Source organism: Mesorhizobium sp. M0051, assembly GCF_040323235.1.
GTDB lineage: Bacteria > Pseudomonadota > Alphaproteobacteria > Rhizobiales > Rhizobiaceae > Mesorhizobium.
Window position 1 is genome coordinate 19,201 of the sequence record NZ_JAMYUT010000001.1, and the last position, 17,093, is coordinate 36,293.

General features: G+C 63.5%; 13 protein-coding genes. 4 read left to right on the forward strand and 9 right to left on the reverse strand.

Annotated elements, in window-relative coordinates; all coding sequences use genetic code 11:
• Positions 1 to 39: 39 nt before the first annotated feature.
• Positions 40 to 192: a hypothetical protein gene (locus tag NKJ90_RS00070; protein WP_023761639.1), complete on the reverse strand. Its 153-nt coding sequence runs from the start codon at positions 190 to 192 to the stop codon at positions 40 to 42.
• On the opposite strand from NKJ90_RS00070, the gene NKJ90_RS00075 reads away from it, so the two are divergent.
• The 4 genes from NKJ90_RS00075 (at position 191) to NKJ90_RS00090 (ending at position 4,113) form a co-directional block, all read left to right on the forward strand.
• Positions 191 to 1,654 (forward strand): phospholipase D-like domain-containing protein, encoded by a 1,464-nt coding sequence (locus NKJ90_RS00075; RefSeq protein WP_023761640.1) that lies wholly within the window; start codon positions 191 to 193, stop codon positions 1,652 to 1,654. The genes NKJ90_RS00070 and NKJ90_RS00075 overlap by 2 nt on opposite strands.
• 169 nt (positions 1,655 to 1,823) lie before the next feature.
• A complete protein-coding gene (locus NKJ90_RS00080; RefSeq protein WP_031260856.1) occupies positions 1,824 to 2,678 on the forward strand; it encodes an endonuclease/exonuclease/phosphatase family protein in 855 nt (284 codons plus the stop codon).
• Positions 2,679 to 2,741: 63 nt separating this feature from the next.
• Positions 2,742 to 3,089 carry a hypothetical protein gene (locus NKJ90_RS00085; RefSeq protein WP_031260858.1) on the forward strand — a complete coding sequence of 116 codons (348 nt, stop codon included), beginning with the start codon at positions 2,742 to 2,744 and terminating at the stop codon, positions 3,087 to 3,089.
• Positions 3,090 to 3,249: 160 nt separating this feature from the next.
• Positions 3,250 to 4,113, forward strand: coding sequence for a hypothetical protein (locus NKJ90_RS00090; RefSeq protein ID WP_023761643.1), 864 nt, complete (start codon positions 3,250 to 3,252; stop codon positions 4,111 to 4,113).
• A 238-nt stretch (positions 4,114 to 4,351) separates the two neighbouring features.
• Here NKJ90_RS00090 and amaB read toward each other — a convergent pair whose 3' ends face one another.
• The 8 genes from amaB to NKJ90_RS00130 all read right to left on the reverse strand — a co-directional run bounded on the left by amaB (position 4,352) and on the right by NKJ90_RS00130 (position 17,012).
• Complete coding sequence (amaB, locus tag NKJ90_RS00095; RefSeq protein WP_023761644.1) at positions 4,352 to 5,866, reverse strand: L-piperidine-6-carboxylate dehydrogenase; 1,515 nt, start codon at positions 5,864 to 5,866, stop codon at positions 4,352 to 4,354.
• Positions 5,867 to 6,050: 184 nt separating this feature from the next.
• Entirely contained in the window at positions 6,051 to 7,325 is a 1,275-nt protein-coding gene (locus NKJ90_RS00100; protein ID WP_023761645.1) for an RNA polymerase sigma factor, read from the reverse strand.
• Positions 7,322 to 7,696, reverse strand: coding sequence for a YciI family protein (locus NKJ90_RS00105; RefSeq protein ID WP_023761646.1), 375 nt, complete (start codon positions 7,694 to 7,696; stop codon positions 7,322 to 7,324). Before NKJ90_RS00105 ends, NKJ90_RS00100 begins: the two co-directional genes overlap by 4 nt.
• 109 nt (positions 7,697 to 7,805) lie before the next feature.
• Positions 7,806 to 8,912 carry a DNA topoisomerase IB gene (locus tag NKJ90_RS00110; RefSeq protein ID WP_023761647.1) on the reverse strand — a complete coding sequence of 369 codons (1,107 nt, stop codon included), beginning with the start codon at positions 8,910 to 8,912 and terminating at the stop codon, positions 7,806 to 7,808.
• Between the two features lie 100 nt (positions 8,913 to 9,012).
• On the reverse strand, positions 9,013 to 9,897 hold the full coding sequence (locus NKJ90_RS00115; protein WP_023761648.1) for a transglutaminase family protein: 885 nt from the start codon (positions 9,895 to 9,897) through the stop codon (positions 9,013 to 9,015).
• Positions 9,898 to 9,925: 28 nt separating this feature from the next.
• Entirely contained in the window at positions 9,926 to 12,337 is a 2,412-nt protein-coding gene (locus NKJ90_RS00120; protein WP_023761649.1) for a circularly permuted type 2 ATP-grasp protein, read from the reverse strand.
• Between the two features lie 6 nt (positions 12,338 to 12,343).
• The gene (locus NKJ90_RS00125) at positions 12,344 to 15,703 is read right to left on the reverse strand and encodes a transglutaminase family protein (RefSeq protein WP_023761650.1); all 3,360 of its coding nucleotides are present in this window, start codon (positions 15,701 to 15,703) and stop codon (positions 12,344 to 12,346) included.
• Between the two features lie 112 nt (positions 15,704 to 15,815).
• Complete coding sequence (locus tag NKJ90_RS00130) at positions 15,816 to 17,012, reverse strand: acyl-CoA dehydrogenase (RefSeq protein ID WP_023761651.1); 1,197 nt, start codon at positions 17,010 to 17,012, stop codon at positions 15,816 to 15,818.
• Between the last annotated feature and the right edge of the window lie 81 nt (positions 17,013 to 17,093).

Consider the following 17,093-nt stretch of genomic DNA (forward strand, 5'->3'; position numbering starts at 1 on the left):
GCGTCAGCTCGTCTCTATGCTTCGCCGCTCTGCCCAAGGTTACAATTCTTCGGCCAGGCCGCCTGTCGCCGGCACTGAGTATCTCTTCGCAACATCGAACGCTTGCCATCGCACGATGCCTGGCAAGATCAGTTCCAGCACATGATCGGCCGCATTGCCTTCTGCAATCGCGCGCTGGATAGTCTCGGCCATGTTGGAGACCCTGGCGACTCATTGGCCCCAAATTCTCGCGGTCATCTCCGTGGTGATGGCGACCGTCGGCATCGTTCACGCCGTCATGACCAAGGAGGATGTCCGCGCCGCCACCGGCTGGGTCGGCGTGATGGTGCTGTCGCCGATCCTCGGCGTGCTGATCTATGCCGTCGCCGGCATCAACCGCATCCGTCGTGCCACGATCACCGCACAGCGTCCGCTTGCCGGCAACGCGGTGTCCGCCAAGCTCGAGCGCGACGTCGCCGCCGAAGAGGCCCTTGTCGTCGAGCGATACGGGCAGCGGTTCACCGGCTTGAGAACACTGGGCGACAGGGTGGCGCGGCGCGCACTGACGCCTGGAAATGCAATAGAGCTGCTCGAGACCGGCGACCAGGCCTATGCGGCCATGTGTGCGGCGATCGACGGCGCCGAACGCAGCATCCTGCTCGAAACCTACATTTTCGACAATGACGCCGTCGGCCGACTCTTCGTCGAAGCGCTGGCCGGCGCCGTCCGGCGCGGCGTCGCCGTGCGCGTGCTGATCGATGCCGTCGGCGCCCGCTACTCCGTGCCGAGCATCCTTGGTCATTTGCGCGAGGCCAACATCACCACCGATCTCTTCAACGGCAACATCGTCATGGGTCTGCGCCTGCCCTATGCCAATCTCAGGACCCACCGGAAGATCCTCGTGGTCGACGGCATGGTCGCCTTCACCGGCGGCATGAACATCCGCAAGGGCTTCTCAGCCGAATTCGCCGGCTCCAACAGCGCCAGGGACACACATTTCCGGGTGACCGGTCCAGTCGTCGCCGACCTCTTTTCGGTCGCAGCCGAGGACTGGCGCTTCGCCACCAACGAAGCGCTGAAGAGTGATGCGTGGCGAATTGCCCCGCTGTCGCCGGCACCCGGCGTGCCAATGCTGGTCCGGGCCGTCGCTTCCGGCCCGGACGCCAGCAACGAAACCAACCACAAGCTGCTGATCGGCGCATTCTCCGTCGCCCGCAAATCGATCCGCCTGATGTCGCCCTATTTTCTGCCGGATCGCGAACTAATCAGTGCGCTGATAACGGCGGGCAGGCGAGGTGTCGAAATCGACATCGTCGTACCGGCGGTGAACAACCTTTTCCTGGTCGACCGTGCGATGACGGCGCAATTCGACCAGGTGCTGAAACATTATTGCCGCGTGTGGCGCACGGAAGGACCTTTCGACCATTCGAAACTGGTTTCGATCGACGGCGTGTGGGCTTATGTCGGCTCTTCCAATCTTGACGCCCGGTCGCTGCGGCTGAATTTCGAGATCGACCTCGAAATCCTCGACGCCGGCTTTGCCAACGAGATCGAAGCGCGCATCCGGTCGGCGCTTGAGACGGCCGTACCGGTCACGCTGGAAGCGTTGAAGGCCAGGCCGTTCCTCATCAGACTGTTCGACCGGGCCCTCTGGCTCGGCTCGCCCTATCTCTAGATGGGTTTATCCCTATCTCTAGATGGGTTCACCCAGTCTCTGGATGAGAGTGAACCCATCTTTACCAAAACGACGTGTTAGGCGGATAGTTTGATGCCGATCATGGAATATGGACTGAAAGACTCTATCTGAAGTGCATGGTGAAAGCAGCGGCCATGGTAGGCACACGATGCGCGTGACCGGACGCAGCCTCCCGGCAAGTATGCTGTTATCCATTCGTGACCGCCGGATGCGGAAGGCAAACGTTGCCGCACTCAAGACCACGGCCATCACCGGCACGCTGGTTGCCTCCTACAATGTCCACAAATGCATCGGCGTCGACAGGAAGTTCGACCCGGAGCGGACCGTCCGCGTCATCCGCGAGATCGATCCGGATGTCATTGCGTTGCAGGAAGTCGACAACCGCTTCGGCGACCGTATCGGGCTTCTCGACCTGGCCCGGCTCGAGCGCGAAACCGGCCTTGTTCCGGTGCCGATTTCCGCGACCGGCAAGGGCCATGGCTGGCATGGCAATGTCTTGCTGTTCAAGAAGGGCGTCGTTCGTGACGTGCACCAGATCAGACTTCCGGGACTGGAGCCGCGCGGCGCGTTGGTGGCGGAGATCGACCTCGATGGAAGCCAGACGCTGCGCATCATCGCCGCCCATCTCGGCCTGCTGCGCCGCTCGCGCTCCCAGCAGGCACGTGTCGTACTCGACCTGATGAACAGCCCGGACGAAAAGCCGACCTTGCTGCTCGGCGACCTCAACGAATGGCGCCTCGGCAACCGCTCCGCGCTCAATACGCTGCATGCGTCGTTCGGCCCGCAGCCGCCGGCGGTCCCCACCTTCCCCTCGAACCTGCCGCTGCTGGCGCTCGACCGCATCATGGCCAACAGGCATGGCATGATTGCCGCCGTCGACGCGCATGACACGCCGCTTTCTCGGGTTGCATCGGACCATCTGCCGTTGACGGCCTTTGTCCAACTGGAGCGCATGGCTGATGCCGATAACGGTTTGATGTCCCAGGCGTCGCAAAGCGTGTAGATGTCCTGTGGAACGCCCGGTTCGTCCACGAGTTGATAGGTCTTGAGTTCGCAGGAGGACCGAATGAAGAAATTGATTTTAGCTTCCGTATTGGCATTCGCCGCAACGGCCGCGGTGGTGGCACCGACGCAAGCCGCAAGCGTGATTATCCAGTCCGACGACGACCAATATTCACCGGACGACCAATATTCACCGGATGATCAGTTCGACAATGGCGAAATCATCGTTCGCCGCCATCACGACCGGCGTATTTACGACAACCAGTATGATGACGACCAGAACGCGCAATATGGCGACTACAGCGACGGCGAATATCGCCGCCACTACCGGCATCACCGCTGCCACATCGAACTGATCAAGCACTGGCGCCACCACCACAGGGTGATCGAGGAGGTCCGCGTCTGCAGCTGATCTTTGGCCGTGCCAACCGGCTGGCGACAAAGCAGGCCAGCTTGGCGACCCTACCCGGACAGAGCCTGACCTCGCTATTTGATACCCTCTGGACACAGCTGCCGAAGGCTGAAAAATTTGGAGCGCAACCCGCTTTGGAGTCGAGCCGGAACACCAGGAGATGGCGCTGAGATTGGAAGACATTGCCGGCCATCCGGCGTTGCATCGTTGCGTTCAGGAGCAGTCGCTGGCGCTGATCCAGATTTATCAGGACAGTCCGCGGCTGGCTTCGATTTTCGCCACGCAGCAGCGTTGGCTGATGGGCCATGTCGGCCTTGCCATGCATTTCAGGCGCGACCCGCACGACCGTCGCAAGGAACTGACGGTATCGCGTTTCATCGAGTTCGTGCACCAGCACGCGGTGGCCAGCCGCAACACAGCAGACGCTTTCATCAAGGAGATGCTGCACTACCACATTGCCGAATACGTGTCGGGTGGCGACGGCCGTACCCATCCCTTGCAGCCGACGGCGGCAACCGTGCAGACCTTTTCCGGCTGGGTCCTTGCCCATTTACGGACGCTGGATCGCCTCGACGGCGCTGACCGCTTGGCCAGATTCCTGGAGCATCCCGAAATGGTTGCCAGGCTCCAGCCTCTGGTGGCGGACGGCCTGCTAGCCTCCGCGCCGGTGCGCGAACCCAACCAGACCTTTTCCCTGTTCATCTGGCTCAACAATGGCGGCATCGTCATGGACTGGCTGATGTCGGGCATCGACCCCGATCATGCCGGCCTGGAGCGGATTGCGACCAGCGTGGTTTCGATCGGCGATTTCGCCAAATGGCTCAAGCTGTCGCGTACCCACCTTGCCCGCAAACTGCGCGCCGCCGAGAACCTCGGCAGCATCGGCTGGCTCGGCCAGCGCGGCCATTCGGTGATGTGGGTGTCGAACACCTTCTACCAGGAATACATGACCGTCCAGGCCGCCAAGCTGGCCATAGTCGATGCCGCTTTCGACGCGACTTTTGGCCAGCCGGCAGGCAGCTGATCGGTTGGGCAACCCTGCGGGAGACGCCCATGGCAACGAACTCGGGTTATCCTTCGCAGCCTTCGCCGGCGTTGGCTGACGAAGCATCAAACGAAAAACCCGCCTGCACGGCGGGTCACTGGCGCAAATCAGCACCATGGACGAATATGTACCATAGCTGAGGGCACGAGGTCAAGAAAAAATTCCTATCGTTAAAAGCTACCGGCACAAAAGCTGCCAATGCCCAACCCGGCCCTCGTCAGTCGATATCGAACGAGACGCCCTGGGCGAGCGGCAGTGCCTTTGAGTAGTTCACCGTGTTGGTGGCGCGCCGCATATAGGCCTTCCACGCATCGGAGCCGCTCTCGCGGCCGCCGCCTGTTTCCTTTTCGCCGCCGAAGGCGCCACCGATCTCGGCGCCCGAGGTGCCGATGTTGACATTGGCGATGCCGCAGTCAGACCCATCGACACCGAGGAAGCGCTCGGACTCCTGCAGGTCGCGGGTGAAGATCGACGACGACAGGCCGGCGCCCACCGCATTGTGCTCGTCGAGCACGGCGTCGAAATCTGAATATTTCATCACATAGAGGATCGGCGCGAAGGTCTCTTCCGTGACCGGGGCGACCTGCCTGGGCATTTCGACGAGCGCCGGATGCACGTAATAGGCATCCGGGTAACCGTTCTCGACCCGTGCGCCACCGGTCACCTTGCCACCCTGGGCGGCGGCTTCCTTCAGCGCCTTCTGCATGTTCTCGTAAGCTGCCTTGTCGATCAGCGGCCCGACCAGCGAGGAGGTCTCCAGCGGATTGCCGACCGAGACGCTCTCGTAGGCCTTCTTGAGACGTGGAACCAGGGCATCGTAGACGCTGTCATGCACGAACAGGCGCCGCAGCGTGGTGCAGCGCTGGCCTGCCGTGCCCATCGCTCCAAAGGCAATCGCGCGCAACGCCATGTCGAGATCGGCTGTCGGGCAGACGATGCCGGCATTGTTGCCGCCAAGCTCCAGCACCGCGCGCGCAAAGCGCCTGGCCAGCCGCGGGCCGACGTCGCGGCCCATGCGGGTCGAGCCGGTGGCCGACACCAGCGGCACCTTGGGATGATCGACCAGGATCTCACCGACGGCACGATCGCCGATCAGCACCGGCGCCAGGCCCTCAGGTGCATCCGCGCCGAAGCGCTTGACCGCACGTTTGAAGATAGCTTCGCAGGCAAGCGCCGTCAGCGGCGTCTTCTCCGACGGCTTCCACACCACCGCATCGCCGCAGACCAGCGCCAGTGCCGCGTTCCACGACCACACCGCAACCGGGAAATTGAAGGCGGAGATGACACCGACGACGCCAAGCGGATGCCAGGTTTCCATCATGCGATGTCCCGGACGCTCGGTAGCGATGGTCAGGCCGTACAATTGCCGGGAGAGACCGACGGCGAAATCGCAGATGTCGATCATCTCCTGCACTTCGCCGAGGCCCTCGGACGGGATCTTGCCGACCTCGATCGAGACCAGCCGGCCAAGCTCGGCCTTGTGCGCGCGCAACTCCTCGCCGAGCAGCCGCACCAGTTCGCCACGCCTCGGGCCGGGCACCAGCCGCCACGCCTGGAAGGCCTTGTGCGCGGCATCGATGGTCTTGGCCGCATCGGCGGGCGAGATCGTCTTAAGCGCCGCGATCTGCTCGCCCGTCACCGGGCTGCGTACCATCAGGTCACCGCCGACAAGCGCATCCTTGGCCACACCCAGTTTCGCCAGAATCTCGGTCGTTTCCTTCGCTATCGTCATTTTGTCCCTTTCGGATCCATCGCCATCAGATGGCGTTGAACCAATGCTCGCGCAATGTCGCCCGCGTGCCGGTCAGCACTTCGGGCACAGTCATGGCGTGGCATTACTCGTTTCGGGGAAGAATCGCCACCCCGGCATGGTCCAAGCCCAGGCGACACGATTGAGCCAGACATGCGGACGGCGCTCAGTTTGCCTTTTGCGTCGGCGCGCGGGTGGCCCCGTCCTTCATCAGCCGGTCGATATGCATGCGGATATGAGCCGCTTCCGCCGCCGTGTTCGCCAGCGCAATCGCGCGGTCGAAGGCGACACGCGCCTCCTCGCCCCGGTCAAGCTGCATCAGAAGCCCACCCTTGAGCCCGAAGAAGTGGAAATAGCCGGACAGCCGTTCTTCCAGCGGCTCGATCATGGCGAGCGCCTCTGCCGGACCACGCACCTTCGAGACCGCGACGGCCCGGTTGAGCGTGATCACCGGCGACGGCTGCATCTGCTCGAGCAAACGGTAGAGCAGATCGATCTCGTTCCAGTCGGTGTCCTCGGCCTTTTCGGCCCGAGCATGCAGGGCGGCAATGGCCGCCTGCACCTGATAGGGGCCGGGCTTGCGATGGCGCAGCGCCTTGTCGACCAGTGCCAGCCCCTCATCGATCATCTTGCGGCTCCACAGGCTGCGATCCTGATCCTCGAGCAGCACGATCTCGCCGTCTTCGTCGAAACGGGCCGGTGCGCGCGCATGCTGCAGAAGCAGCAGCGCCGTCAGCCCCATGATCTCCGGCTCGGTCTGGAACAGCCGCAGCAACAGCCGGGCCAGCCGGATCGCTTCTTCGCACAGCGGCGCACGGGCCGGCGCCTCGCCGCTGTTGGTCGAATAGCCTTCGTTGAAGATCAGGTAGACCATCGCGGCGACAGCGGCGAGCCGTTCGGACCGCTCGACTGCGCCTGGCGTCTCGAACGGCACGCCGGCGTCCGCAATACGCGCCTTGGCGCGGGTGATGCGCTGCTCCATGGCGCTTTCGCCAACCAGGAAGGCCCGCGCGATCTGCTTGACGGTGAGGCCCGAGACAATCCGCAGCGCCACCGCGATCTGCTGCGTTGCCGGCAGGTCGGGATGGCAGCAGATGAACAGCAGCCGCAATATGTCGTCGCGGTAATGCGCCCCGTCCAGCCGCTCGGCGATATCGCTTTCGGCGTCTTCCAGGTCCGAGATCTGGTCTTCCTCCGGCATCGGCGCCTGCTTGGCCCGCTTGCGCACCGCGTCGATGCCGCTGTTGCGGCCGACAAAGATCAGCCAGGCCGCCGGATCACGCGGCGGGCCGTTCTGCGGCCAGTTCTTGATGGCCCTGAGACACGCGTCCTGGAAAGCTTCTTCCGCCGTATCGAGGTCGCGGAAATAACGCAGCAGCGCACCCATCGCCTGCGGACGGGCGGCGCTGATCGCGGAGCTGATCCAGGCAAGTTCGGTCATGCCGGGACCTTGTTGCGGTTGAAGACCGAGACCGGCCGGATCTCGTAAGAGCCGCCACTCGGATTGACCTCGGAAAGTTCGCGGGCGAATTCCACGGCCTCGTCGAGATCGGCGCATTCGAGCGTGTAGAAGCCGAGGAATTGTTCCTTGGTCTCGGCAAACGGACCGTCGATGACGACCACTTCGCCCTTGACCCTCCTCAGCGTAGTCGCGGCCGTGGTCGGCAAGAGCCTTGCGACCGGCCCAAGCCTGCCAGCCTTGACATATTTGTCCTGGACGTCGCGGAGATTGGCCATGACCTCGTCGTCCTGTGCCTTGCTCCAGGAGCAGACGACATCTTCGGAAGCATAGCAGAGGATTGCGTAGAGCATGGTTGGTCCTTTTTCTCTGTCAAAGGACGAAACAGTAAGTCCGATCCCGACATGGCGTCGATAAAAAAATCCCGAGGCGGCGGATTTGGCGACGCTCCGTCGCTGCCGGTCAGCTTTCGTGCAGCTTCAGCCATCGCAGCACGAGCGCTTCCTCATCGTCCAGACCATCGATCGAGCGCTTATGCTTGTTGGCCTGTGCCATTTCGTCCAGCAATCGCCCCTTTGACCACGCCTCGAAGAGCTGCGGATGGATGTAGCATTTGCGGCAGACCGCGCGTGTGTTGCCCAGCCGCTCGGCGACCTTGTCGACGACGCTGTTCATCACCCGCTTTTGCTGTGCCTGGCTTTCCGGCATTTCCGTCTGTGCAAACAGCGACGCGGCGTGGATGGTGCCGCCCCAGGTGCGGAAATGCTTCGAGCTGAAGGCATCGCCAGCCGCCTCACGGATATAGCGGTTGACGTCCTCTGAATGGACCGGCCGCCTGTTGCCGTCGTCATCGAGGTACTGAAACAGCTTCTGGCCCGGCAGATCCTGCGCGCCGCGAACAATCCTGGCGATACGGCGGTCGACCAGCTTCAGCTTCCACTCCTTGCCTGACTTGCCCATGAAGGCAAAGCGCAGGCTTGAACCGACGATATCGACATGGCGGTCACGCAAAGTGGTCAGCCCGAAGCTCTTGTTGTCGCGGGCATAGGCGGCATTGCCGACCCGGATCATCGTGTTGTCGAGCAGCCAGACGACCGCGGCGACGACACGCTCGAACGGCAAGCCGGGACGGCGCAGATCGCTGTCGATCCTGCGCCGCAGAGTCGGCAGGCTTTCGGCAAAGGCGACAAGGCTTGAATATTTGGCGCCGTCGCGTTCTTCGGCCCATTGCGGATGGTAGCGGTATTGCTTGCGTCCGCGCAGGTCCCTGCCCGTTGCCTGGATATGGCCCTCGGCGTCGGGCGAAATCCACACATCCGTCCAGGCCGGCGGAATGACAATTGCCTCGATACGCGCCCTGGTAGCATCGGCAACGGGCCGCCCATCCGGCCCCTTGTAGGTAAATCCCTTGCCTGTCTTCAGCCGCCGGATACCCGGCTCGGCATCACTGACATAGGTAAGCGACGCATGATCGGCCGAGCTTTGCGACCCGTTCTTCGGCGTGCCATTTTTCGGCACAGCATCTCCTTCAGCCGATCGGCTGTGCGACAATCCGGATTTCTGCAGCATGTCAGCTCCGCGCAAATATCCGTAGATAAGCCACTGGCCGATTGCTGGTTCCACGTATGGTCGGAAAAGCCGGGGGCGGGCGAGAGCGCCGGCCCGAAGCTCAGGCCTTTTCGAGCACGACCGGAATGACGTCGACAGCTTGCTCGCCGACCTGTCCCCCCGTGGTCTTGAGAACGCCCACGATCGGTGCCACGTCCGAGTAGTCGCGGCCGTAACCGACGGTGATGTGGTCGTTGCTGGCCCGCATGCCGTTGGTCGGATCGAATTCCTGCCAGCCGGCGTCGCGCCCGCACCAGACCTTGACCCAGGCATGCATGGCATCGGCGCCTTCAAGCCGGGGTTTGCCCTTCGGCGGGATGGTGCGCAGGAAGCCGCTGACGTAGCCGGCCGGAATACCGAGCCCGCGCAGGCCGGCGATCATGATATGCGAAAAATCCTGGCATACACCGCGCTTCAACTTGAAGGCGTCGCTGGCCCTGGTTCGCACCGTGGTCGCCTCGCCGTCATAGGTGAAATCGCGATGGATGCGATTGCACAGGTTCATCGCCGTGCCGGCGGCAGAGCCGGCGACACTATCCCGAGCGTAGCCGGTGATCGCACCATCGATGCCGGCATGAATGCTGGCCGCCAGGAAATGGTGGGGTGTATCAGGCGCCAGCGACCGCACGGCGGCAAGCTCCTGCCTGAGCCTGCCGATATCGGGCGACACGTCGAGGCCGGGCTCGGGCCGCGACACCGATACGCGTGCGCTCATCCTTATGTCGAGTGTGTCATGCGCGTCGCGAAAGGCGATCGACGTGACGTTGTTGCCGAAGAAATCGGGAAAATCCGAACGCTCATTGGGCGCCGGCGCAAAGGACAAGGATGCCGCGATGACGCGCTGAACGTCCGATATCGTCGACGGCAGCACGCGGATCTGATGGCGGCCGCCACCGGCCGCCGCGGCATAGTCGTAATGGAGATGAAGCCTGATGTCGTAAAGCATGCTCTACTTTTCTCGTTTCGGAACCGGCTTAGCCGAAATAGGCTTTGGCGAGGCTGTTGTAGAGGCCGCCGATTTCGTGGGCGAGATCATCCAGCGCCTTCGCTGTCATGTCCGAAGGCTCCTTGATGGCGATGGCAGTGTTGAGCTGCAGGATTTCCTTCGCCGCCGGCGACATGTGCCCTTGCCCGCCGAGCGATGGCAACAGGCCGATCTCGGCCTTCAGCCTTTCGAGCTGGAACAGGATGGAGCGAGGATTGAGCGGGTCGAGCGCCAAGAGATCGATCACCGTGCGCCGGCCGGCCTGCACCGGATATTGCCGACGGTGGGTCATCACGCTGTCGCCGATCTCCAGCATCATGTCGAGCGCGCCGTCCGGCGCCTTGGCGCTGGTCAGCCGGGATAGCGTACGGGCGATCTGGATGCCGCGCTCCAGCCTCCGGCCGATCTCGAGGAAGCGCCAGCCGGCGAAGCGGTACATGTTCTCGTGCAGCAGGCCGGAAAAGCCGGCGAGCTTGCGCAGGATGACCGTCATCGCCCGGGTCGCGTCGTCGCCTGGCGCCACCGTCGTTGCGAACTGATGGATGGTCTTCGACAGGTCCTTCAGCGCCAGCCAGCCATCGGGCGAGAAGCGGTCGCGAATCTGACCGGCGCTGTAGACCGCGCTATCCAGCGTACCGATCAGCCCTGACGGGATCGCCGTCTCGATGTCGATGCCGAAAGGTTGGAGATACTCCCTGATGTCGGCGAGCAGCGGCATATCCGGGTCGGAGGTTTCGGCCAGCCGCACATGATAGGCGCGCAGGATGCGCACCGTGTCTTCCGAGCGTTCGATGTAACGTCCGAGCCAGGTCAGGTTCTCCGCCGCGCGGCTGGGCAGGCTACCGGGCTTGGTGCGCGTGAAACTGTCGCCCTCTTGCGGCAGCAGCGTCTCGCGCTCCACCGGTCGCTCGCTGACCACCCAGACGTCCGCCGCCTGGCCTCCGCGCTGCATCGCGATCGCCGTCGGGTCGAGCGACAGGCCGACGCGGGCAAAGCCACCCGGCATCACCGTCCAGCCTGCGGGCGTTCGCGCCAGATAGACCCGCAGGCTCGCCGGCCGGGGCTCCAGCCAGCCCCCGACATAGACGGGCGTCGTCGAAAGCGTCACCGCTTCCTGGCCGACGAAGTTGCCGCCATCGCGCTCGATGCGCGACACCAGCTCCGCCCGCTCCCCGGCCGACAGCGCCGAGCCGAGCTTCGTCTGATCGTCATCCTCGAAGGCAAGTCTCGTCGACAGCGCCGGGCCAATGACCAGGCGATCGATATTGGCCAGCACATGCGCGCGTTCGGTTGCTTGCCCGCACCACCATGTCGCGACACTCGGCAGCAGCAATTCCTCGCCCCGCAACGCGCGTGAAATCTCGGGCAGGAAGGCAAGCAGCGCCCGTGTCTCCATCAGGCCGGAGCCCAGCGCATTGACCGTCGCAACCGCACCCTGGCGGATCGCCTCGACCAGGCCCGGCGTGCCGATCTGCGAGTCCGCGCGCAGTTCGAGCGGATCGGCGAAAGCCGCATCGAGCCGCCGCCACAACACGCTGATCGGCATCAGCCCGGAAACCGTGCGCACCATCAGCCTGCCGCCGGAAACGGTCAAGTCCTCGCCTTCGAGCAGCATGATGCCGAGATAGCGGGCGATATAGGCGTGTTCGTAGTAGGTTTCGTTGAGCGGCCCAGGCGTCAGGATGGCGACGCGGCCGTCGGTCTCCTTGGCCATGCCGATCAGTGCATCGCGAAAGCGGCGAAAGAAGCCGGCAAGGCGGTGCACATGCATCTCGCCATAGATGTCGGACAGCGCGCGCGTGGTGGCGACACGGTTCTCCAGCGCAAAGCCGGCGCCGGACGGCGCCTGGGTGCGGTCGCCGAGCACCCACCACTGGCCGTCAGGCCCACGGCCCAGTTCGAAGGCACAGAAATGCAGGAAATGACCGCCGGCTGGCTTGGTGCCGACGACAGGCCGCAAATATTCGGGGCTGGCGGCGATCAATCCCGCCGGCAGGATGCCTTTCTCGACCAGCCGGTTCGGCCCGTAAATATCGGCGATTGTTTCCTCGAACAGTTCGGCGCGCTGCACGAGGCCGGCGCTGATCGCCGCCCACTCGCTCTCTTCGATAAGAACCGGGACGTGCGCCAGCGGCCATTCGCGCTCATTGGCGCCAGCCTTGTCGTAGACGCGGTAATAAACACCGGCATCGCGCAGATACTGGTCGGCGCGGGCAAAGCGCTGGCCAAGCTTTTCAGGCCCCAGCTCGTCGAGCGCCTCGATGAAGTGTTTCCAGGTCGGACGGGGGTTTCCTGACGCATCGACCATCTCGTCGACGACGCCGTCGATCGGCTGGTAGTGCTCCAGCAGGCTGTGGATCTGCGGCTTGCCGCGTACTCGTCTGTGATTCCCCTTCGCCATCGCTGATCAGAGTCTTGCCGGCCGCCGAAGGTCAAGGGTCATCGGGAAATCTTCCGCCGGTTGTTCTTCACGCAGCACATAGGCGGACGGCGTATGCCCGCGCGGTTCGAAGCGGGCGAGGCGCCGTGCCTCCGCCTCATTGCCGTTGACCGGGAATGTATCGTAGTTGCGCCCGCCCGGATGCGCGACATGGTAGACGCAGCCGCCGACCGCCCGGCCCGACCAGCGGTCATAGATATCGAACACCAGCGGCGTGTTGACCGGCAGTGCCGGATGCAGACCGGAGGCCGGTTGCCAGGCCTTGAAACGGACGCCCGCCACGGCGACTTCGCGATTGTCCGTGACCTTCATGGGCACGATGCGGCCGTTGCAAACGATCGCGTGCCGCTCCGGATTGAGACCTTCGGTCTTGACCTGCAGCCGCTCGACCGAGGAATCGACGAAGCGCACGGTACCACCGATCGCTCCTTGCTCGCCCATGACATGCCACGGCTCCAGCGCCTGGCGCAGTTCCAGCTTGACGCCCGCGTGCTGAACCTCGCCGCAGAACGGGAAGCGGAACTCGAGCTGGGCGTCGAACCATTCGGGCCTGAACTCGAAACCGTTGAGCTTGAGGTCGTCAAGCACGTCGAGAAAATCGGCCCAGACATAGTGCGGCAGCATGAAGCGGTCATGCAGCGAGGTACCCCAGCGCACGAAGCGGCCGTCGAGCGGGCTCTTCCAAGCGCGGGCAATAATCGCCCTGACAAGCAGTTGCTGCGCCAGGCTCATGCGCGCATTGGGCGGCATCTCGAAACCGCGGAACTCGACAAGACCCAGCCGGCCGGTTGGACCGTCCGGCGAGAACAGCTTGTCGATGCAAATTTCCGAGCGATGCGTATTCCCGGTGACGTCGGTCAACAAATTGCGGAACAGCCGGTCGACCAGCCACGGCAAGGGTGCCGCGCCCTGATCTGGATGCGGCACCTGCGCCATCGCGATTTCGAGTTCGTAGAGCGAGTCGTGACGCGCCTCGTCGAAGCGCGGCGCCTGGCTGGTCGGGCCGATGAACAGGCCCGAGAAAAGATAGGACAGCGACGGACGCCGCTGCCATTGCAGCACCAGGCTCTTCAACAGGTCTGGCCGGCGCAGGAATGGGCTGTCGTTGGGCGTCGCGCCGCCGACGACGACATGGTTGCCGCCGCCGGTGCCGGTATGACGGCCGTCGATCATGAATTTATCGGCGCCAAGCCGTGTCTGCCGCGCTTCCTCGTAGATCGCCGTCGTCGTCGCCACGCAATCCTGCCAGTTCGAAGCCGGATGGATGTTGACCTCGATGACGCCGGGATCGGGCGCCACGCGGATGACGTTGAGGCGCGGATCATGCGGCGGGCCATAGCCCTCGATATGCACGGGAAGGCCGATCGCCTTTGCCGCGTTCTCGGCCGCTGCGACCAGCTCCAGATAATCTTCCAGCGCCTCGACCGGCGGCATGAACACGCAAAGCCGTCCGTCGCGCGGTTCGACCGAAAGTGCGGTACGCACCGCGCCGCCGATCTCGGTGATCTCCTGTTCGACCCGATCCTGCTGGCCGGTCGCCGCCGTGAAGGACGCCGCCTGCTGGCGGCGCGCCATCTCGTCGGCGCCTTCCTGTTCGGCCGGAGCCGTACCGGGCAATATGGCTTCGCGCGCGGGCAGCGGTCCGCGCGGCAGCGACGGATCGACCGGCACGATGTAAGGGAACTGCGCCGGCGGCACATAGGGCAACGTGCCGAGCGGCAAGCGGTAGCCGACGGGTGAATCGCCCGGCACCAGGAACAGCCGGCCGCGCCGCGTATGCCATCTTTCCGAGCGCCAGCGCGGCCCTGACGCCTGGCCGTTCCAGCGCTGCACGGGCAACACGTAACCCGACGGCTTGGTCAGCCCGCGTTCGAACACTTTCGCCATGCGGCTGCGCTCTTCCGGGTCCTCAAGCTTGGAGTTGGACGGATCGACATTGTCCGGCAGCTTGCCCTCCTTGAGCAGCCACTCGGCCGGATCCTCATAGGCTTCGCTGACCATGCTTTTGTCGATGCCGAGTTCGCCGGCAATCGCGGTCAGTAGGCTTTCGGCCTGTTTCGGGCCGACATCGGCCTCGCTCTTTTCGCGCGCGATCAGCGACGGGTCGCTCCACACCGGCTCGCCATCGGCCCGCCAGTAGAGCGAAAAGGTCCAGCGCGGCAGGCTTTCGCCCGGATACCATTTGCCCTGGCCATAATGGAGGAAACCACCCGGCGCGAAACGCTCACGCAGTTTTCGGATCAGTTCATCGGCCCTTTCACGCTTGGTCGGGCCGACGGCCGCGGTGTTCCACTCGGCCGACTCGAAATCGTCGATCGACACGAAGGTCGGCTCGCCGCCCATCGTCAGCCGCACGTCCCCGGCCGACAGTGCAGCATCGACCTTGTTGCCGAGCGCATCGAGCGCCTGCCAGCTTTCATCCGAGAACGGTTTGGTGATGCGCGGATGCTCGGCGATGCGGTCTACCCGCATGTCGAAGCCGAATTCGACATTGGCGAAGCTCGCCATGCCGGAAATCGGGGCAGCGTTGTGGAAATGCGGCGTCGCCGCCAGCGGCACATGGCTCTCGCCGGTGAGCAGGCCGGAGGTCGGATCGAAGCCGATCCAGCCGGCGCCGGGAAGATAAACCTCGCACCAGGCATGCAGATCGGTGAAGTCGACGGCGGTTCCGGCTGGCCCGTCGAGCGCCACCAGATCCGGCTTCAACTGGATCAGGTAGCCGGAAACGAAGCGCGCGGCGATGCCGAGATTGCGCAGGATCTGCACCAGCAGCCAGCTCGAATCCCGGCACGAACCCTTTTTCGCCGCAAGCGTCTCCTCCGGCGAGAACACACCGGTCTCCATGCGAACGATATAGGCAATTTCGCGCTGCAGCCGCGCATTGAGATCGACGAGGAAATTGACAGTATTCGGCGCGCTGCGGTCGATTGTCCCGAGCAAGGCCGAAAGCAACGGGCCGGCCGGCTCCGGCGTCCGGTAGATGGCGAGATCGTCGCGTATCTCTTCCGGGTACTCGAACGGGAAGGTCTCGGCCGATGGTTCGACGAAGAAGTCGAACGGATTGTAGACCGTCATGTCGGCGAGGAGGTCGACCTCGATCTTCAGTTCGGTGACCGGCTCCGGGAAGACGAAGCGGGCAAGGAAGTTGCCGTAGGGATCCTGCTGCAGATTGACGAAGTGGTTCGCCGGCTCGACTTTGAGCGAATGGCTGAGCACCTTGGTGCGGGAATGCGGCGCCGGCTGCAGTCTGATGATCTGGGGACCGAGAACCACCGGCCGGTCGTATTTGTAATGGGTCAGGTGATAGACAGCTGCCAGAATTGCCATGAAGCCCCGGAATTCAGCGTTTCAAACGATTTCGCTGAACCCTGACACATCAGGCGGCCATTCTCCAAGCAGAGATGTTGCGGTGCACCTAATTTAAGCAGCTACCGAACGCTCAGAAGAACGCCTGTATCCCCGTCTGCGCCCGTCCCAGGATCAGCGCGTGCACGTCATGCGTGCCCTCATAGGTGTTGACCGTCTCCAGGTTCTGCGCATGGCGCATGACGTGGTAGCCGATCTGGATGCCGTTGCCGCCATGCATGTCGCGGGCCTGGCGGGCGATGTCGAGCGCCTTGCCGCAATTGTTGCGCTTGACGATCGAGATCATTTCCGGCGCCATCTTGCCTTCATCGAGCAACCGTCCGACGCGCAACGATGCCTGCAGCCCAAGCGCTATCTCGGTCTGCATGTCGGCGAGCTTCTTCTGGTAAAGCTGCGTGCCGGCCAACGGCTTGCCGAACTGCTTGCGATCAAGACCGTATTGGCGGGCGCGGTGCCAGCAATCTTCCGCAGCCCCCATCGAGCCCCAGGAAATGCCGTAGCGGGCCCGGTTGAGGCAGCCGAATGGACCGCCAAGCCCCTTGGCGTTGGGCAACAGCGCGTCTTCGCCGACTTCGACGCCTTCCATCACCACTTCGCCGGTGATCGATGCCCGCAGCGACAGCTTGCCGCCGATCGTCGGAGCCGAAAGCCCCTTCATGCCCTTTTCCAGCACAAAGCCGCGGATCTCATCCTTGCAGTTCTCGCCCTTCAACTTCGCCCAGACGACGAACACATCGGCGACCGGCGCGTTGGAAATCCACATCTTCGAGCCGGACAGCCTGTAGCCATTGGCGGTCTTCTCGGCGCGCGTCTTCATGCCGCCGGGGTCGGAGCCGGCATCCGGCTCGGTCAGGCCGAAACAGCCGATCCACTCGCCGCTGGCGAGCTTGGGCAGATATTTCTTGCGCTGCTCGTCTGAGCCGTAGGCATAGATCGGATACATCACCAGCGACGACTGCACTGACATCATCGAGCGATAGCCGGAGTCGACACGTTCGACTTCCCGCGCGACCAGCCCGTAGGTCACATAGTTGGCGCCGAGCCCGCCGAATTCCTCGGGGATATTGATGCCGAGCAGGCCGGCCTCGCCCATTTCGCGGAAGATCGCGGTGTCGAAGGTCTCGTTGAGATAGGCGTCCTCGATCCGAGGCGCCAGTCTGTCGGCGGCAAAGGCTGCCGCACCATCGCGCACCATGCGCTCGTCTTCCGAAAGCTGGTCCTCGATCAAGAACGGATCTTCCCAGACGAATGCATTCTTGTCGGCAGCCATAGCGTTCTCCCAAACCAACGCATGTCGCCCAAAAGTATTCAGCGGTTTTGGGATGACGACATGCATGAAGCAAAATCTTGG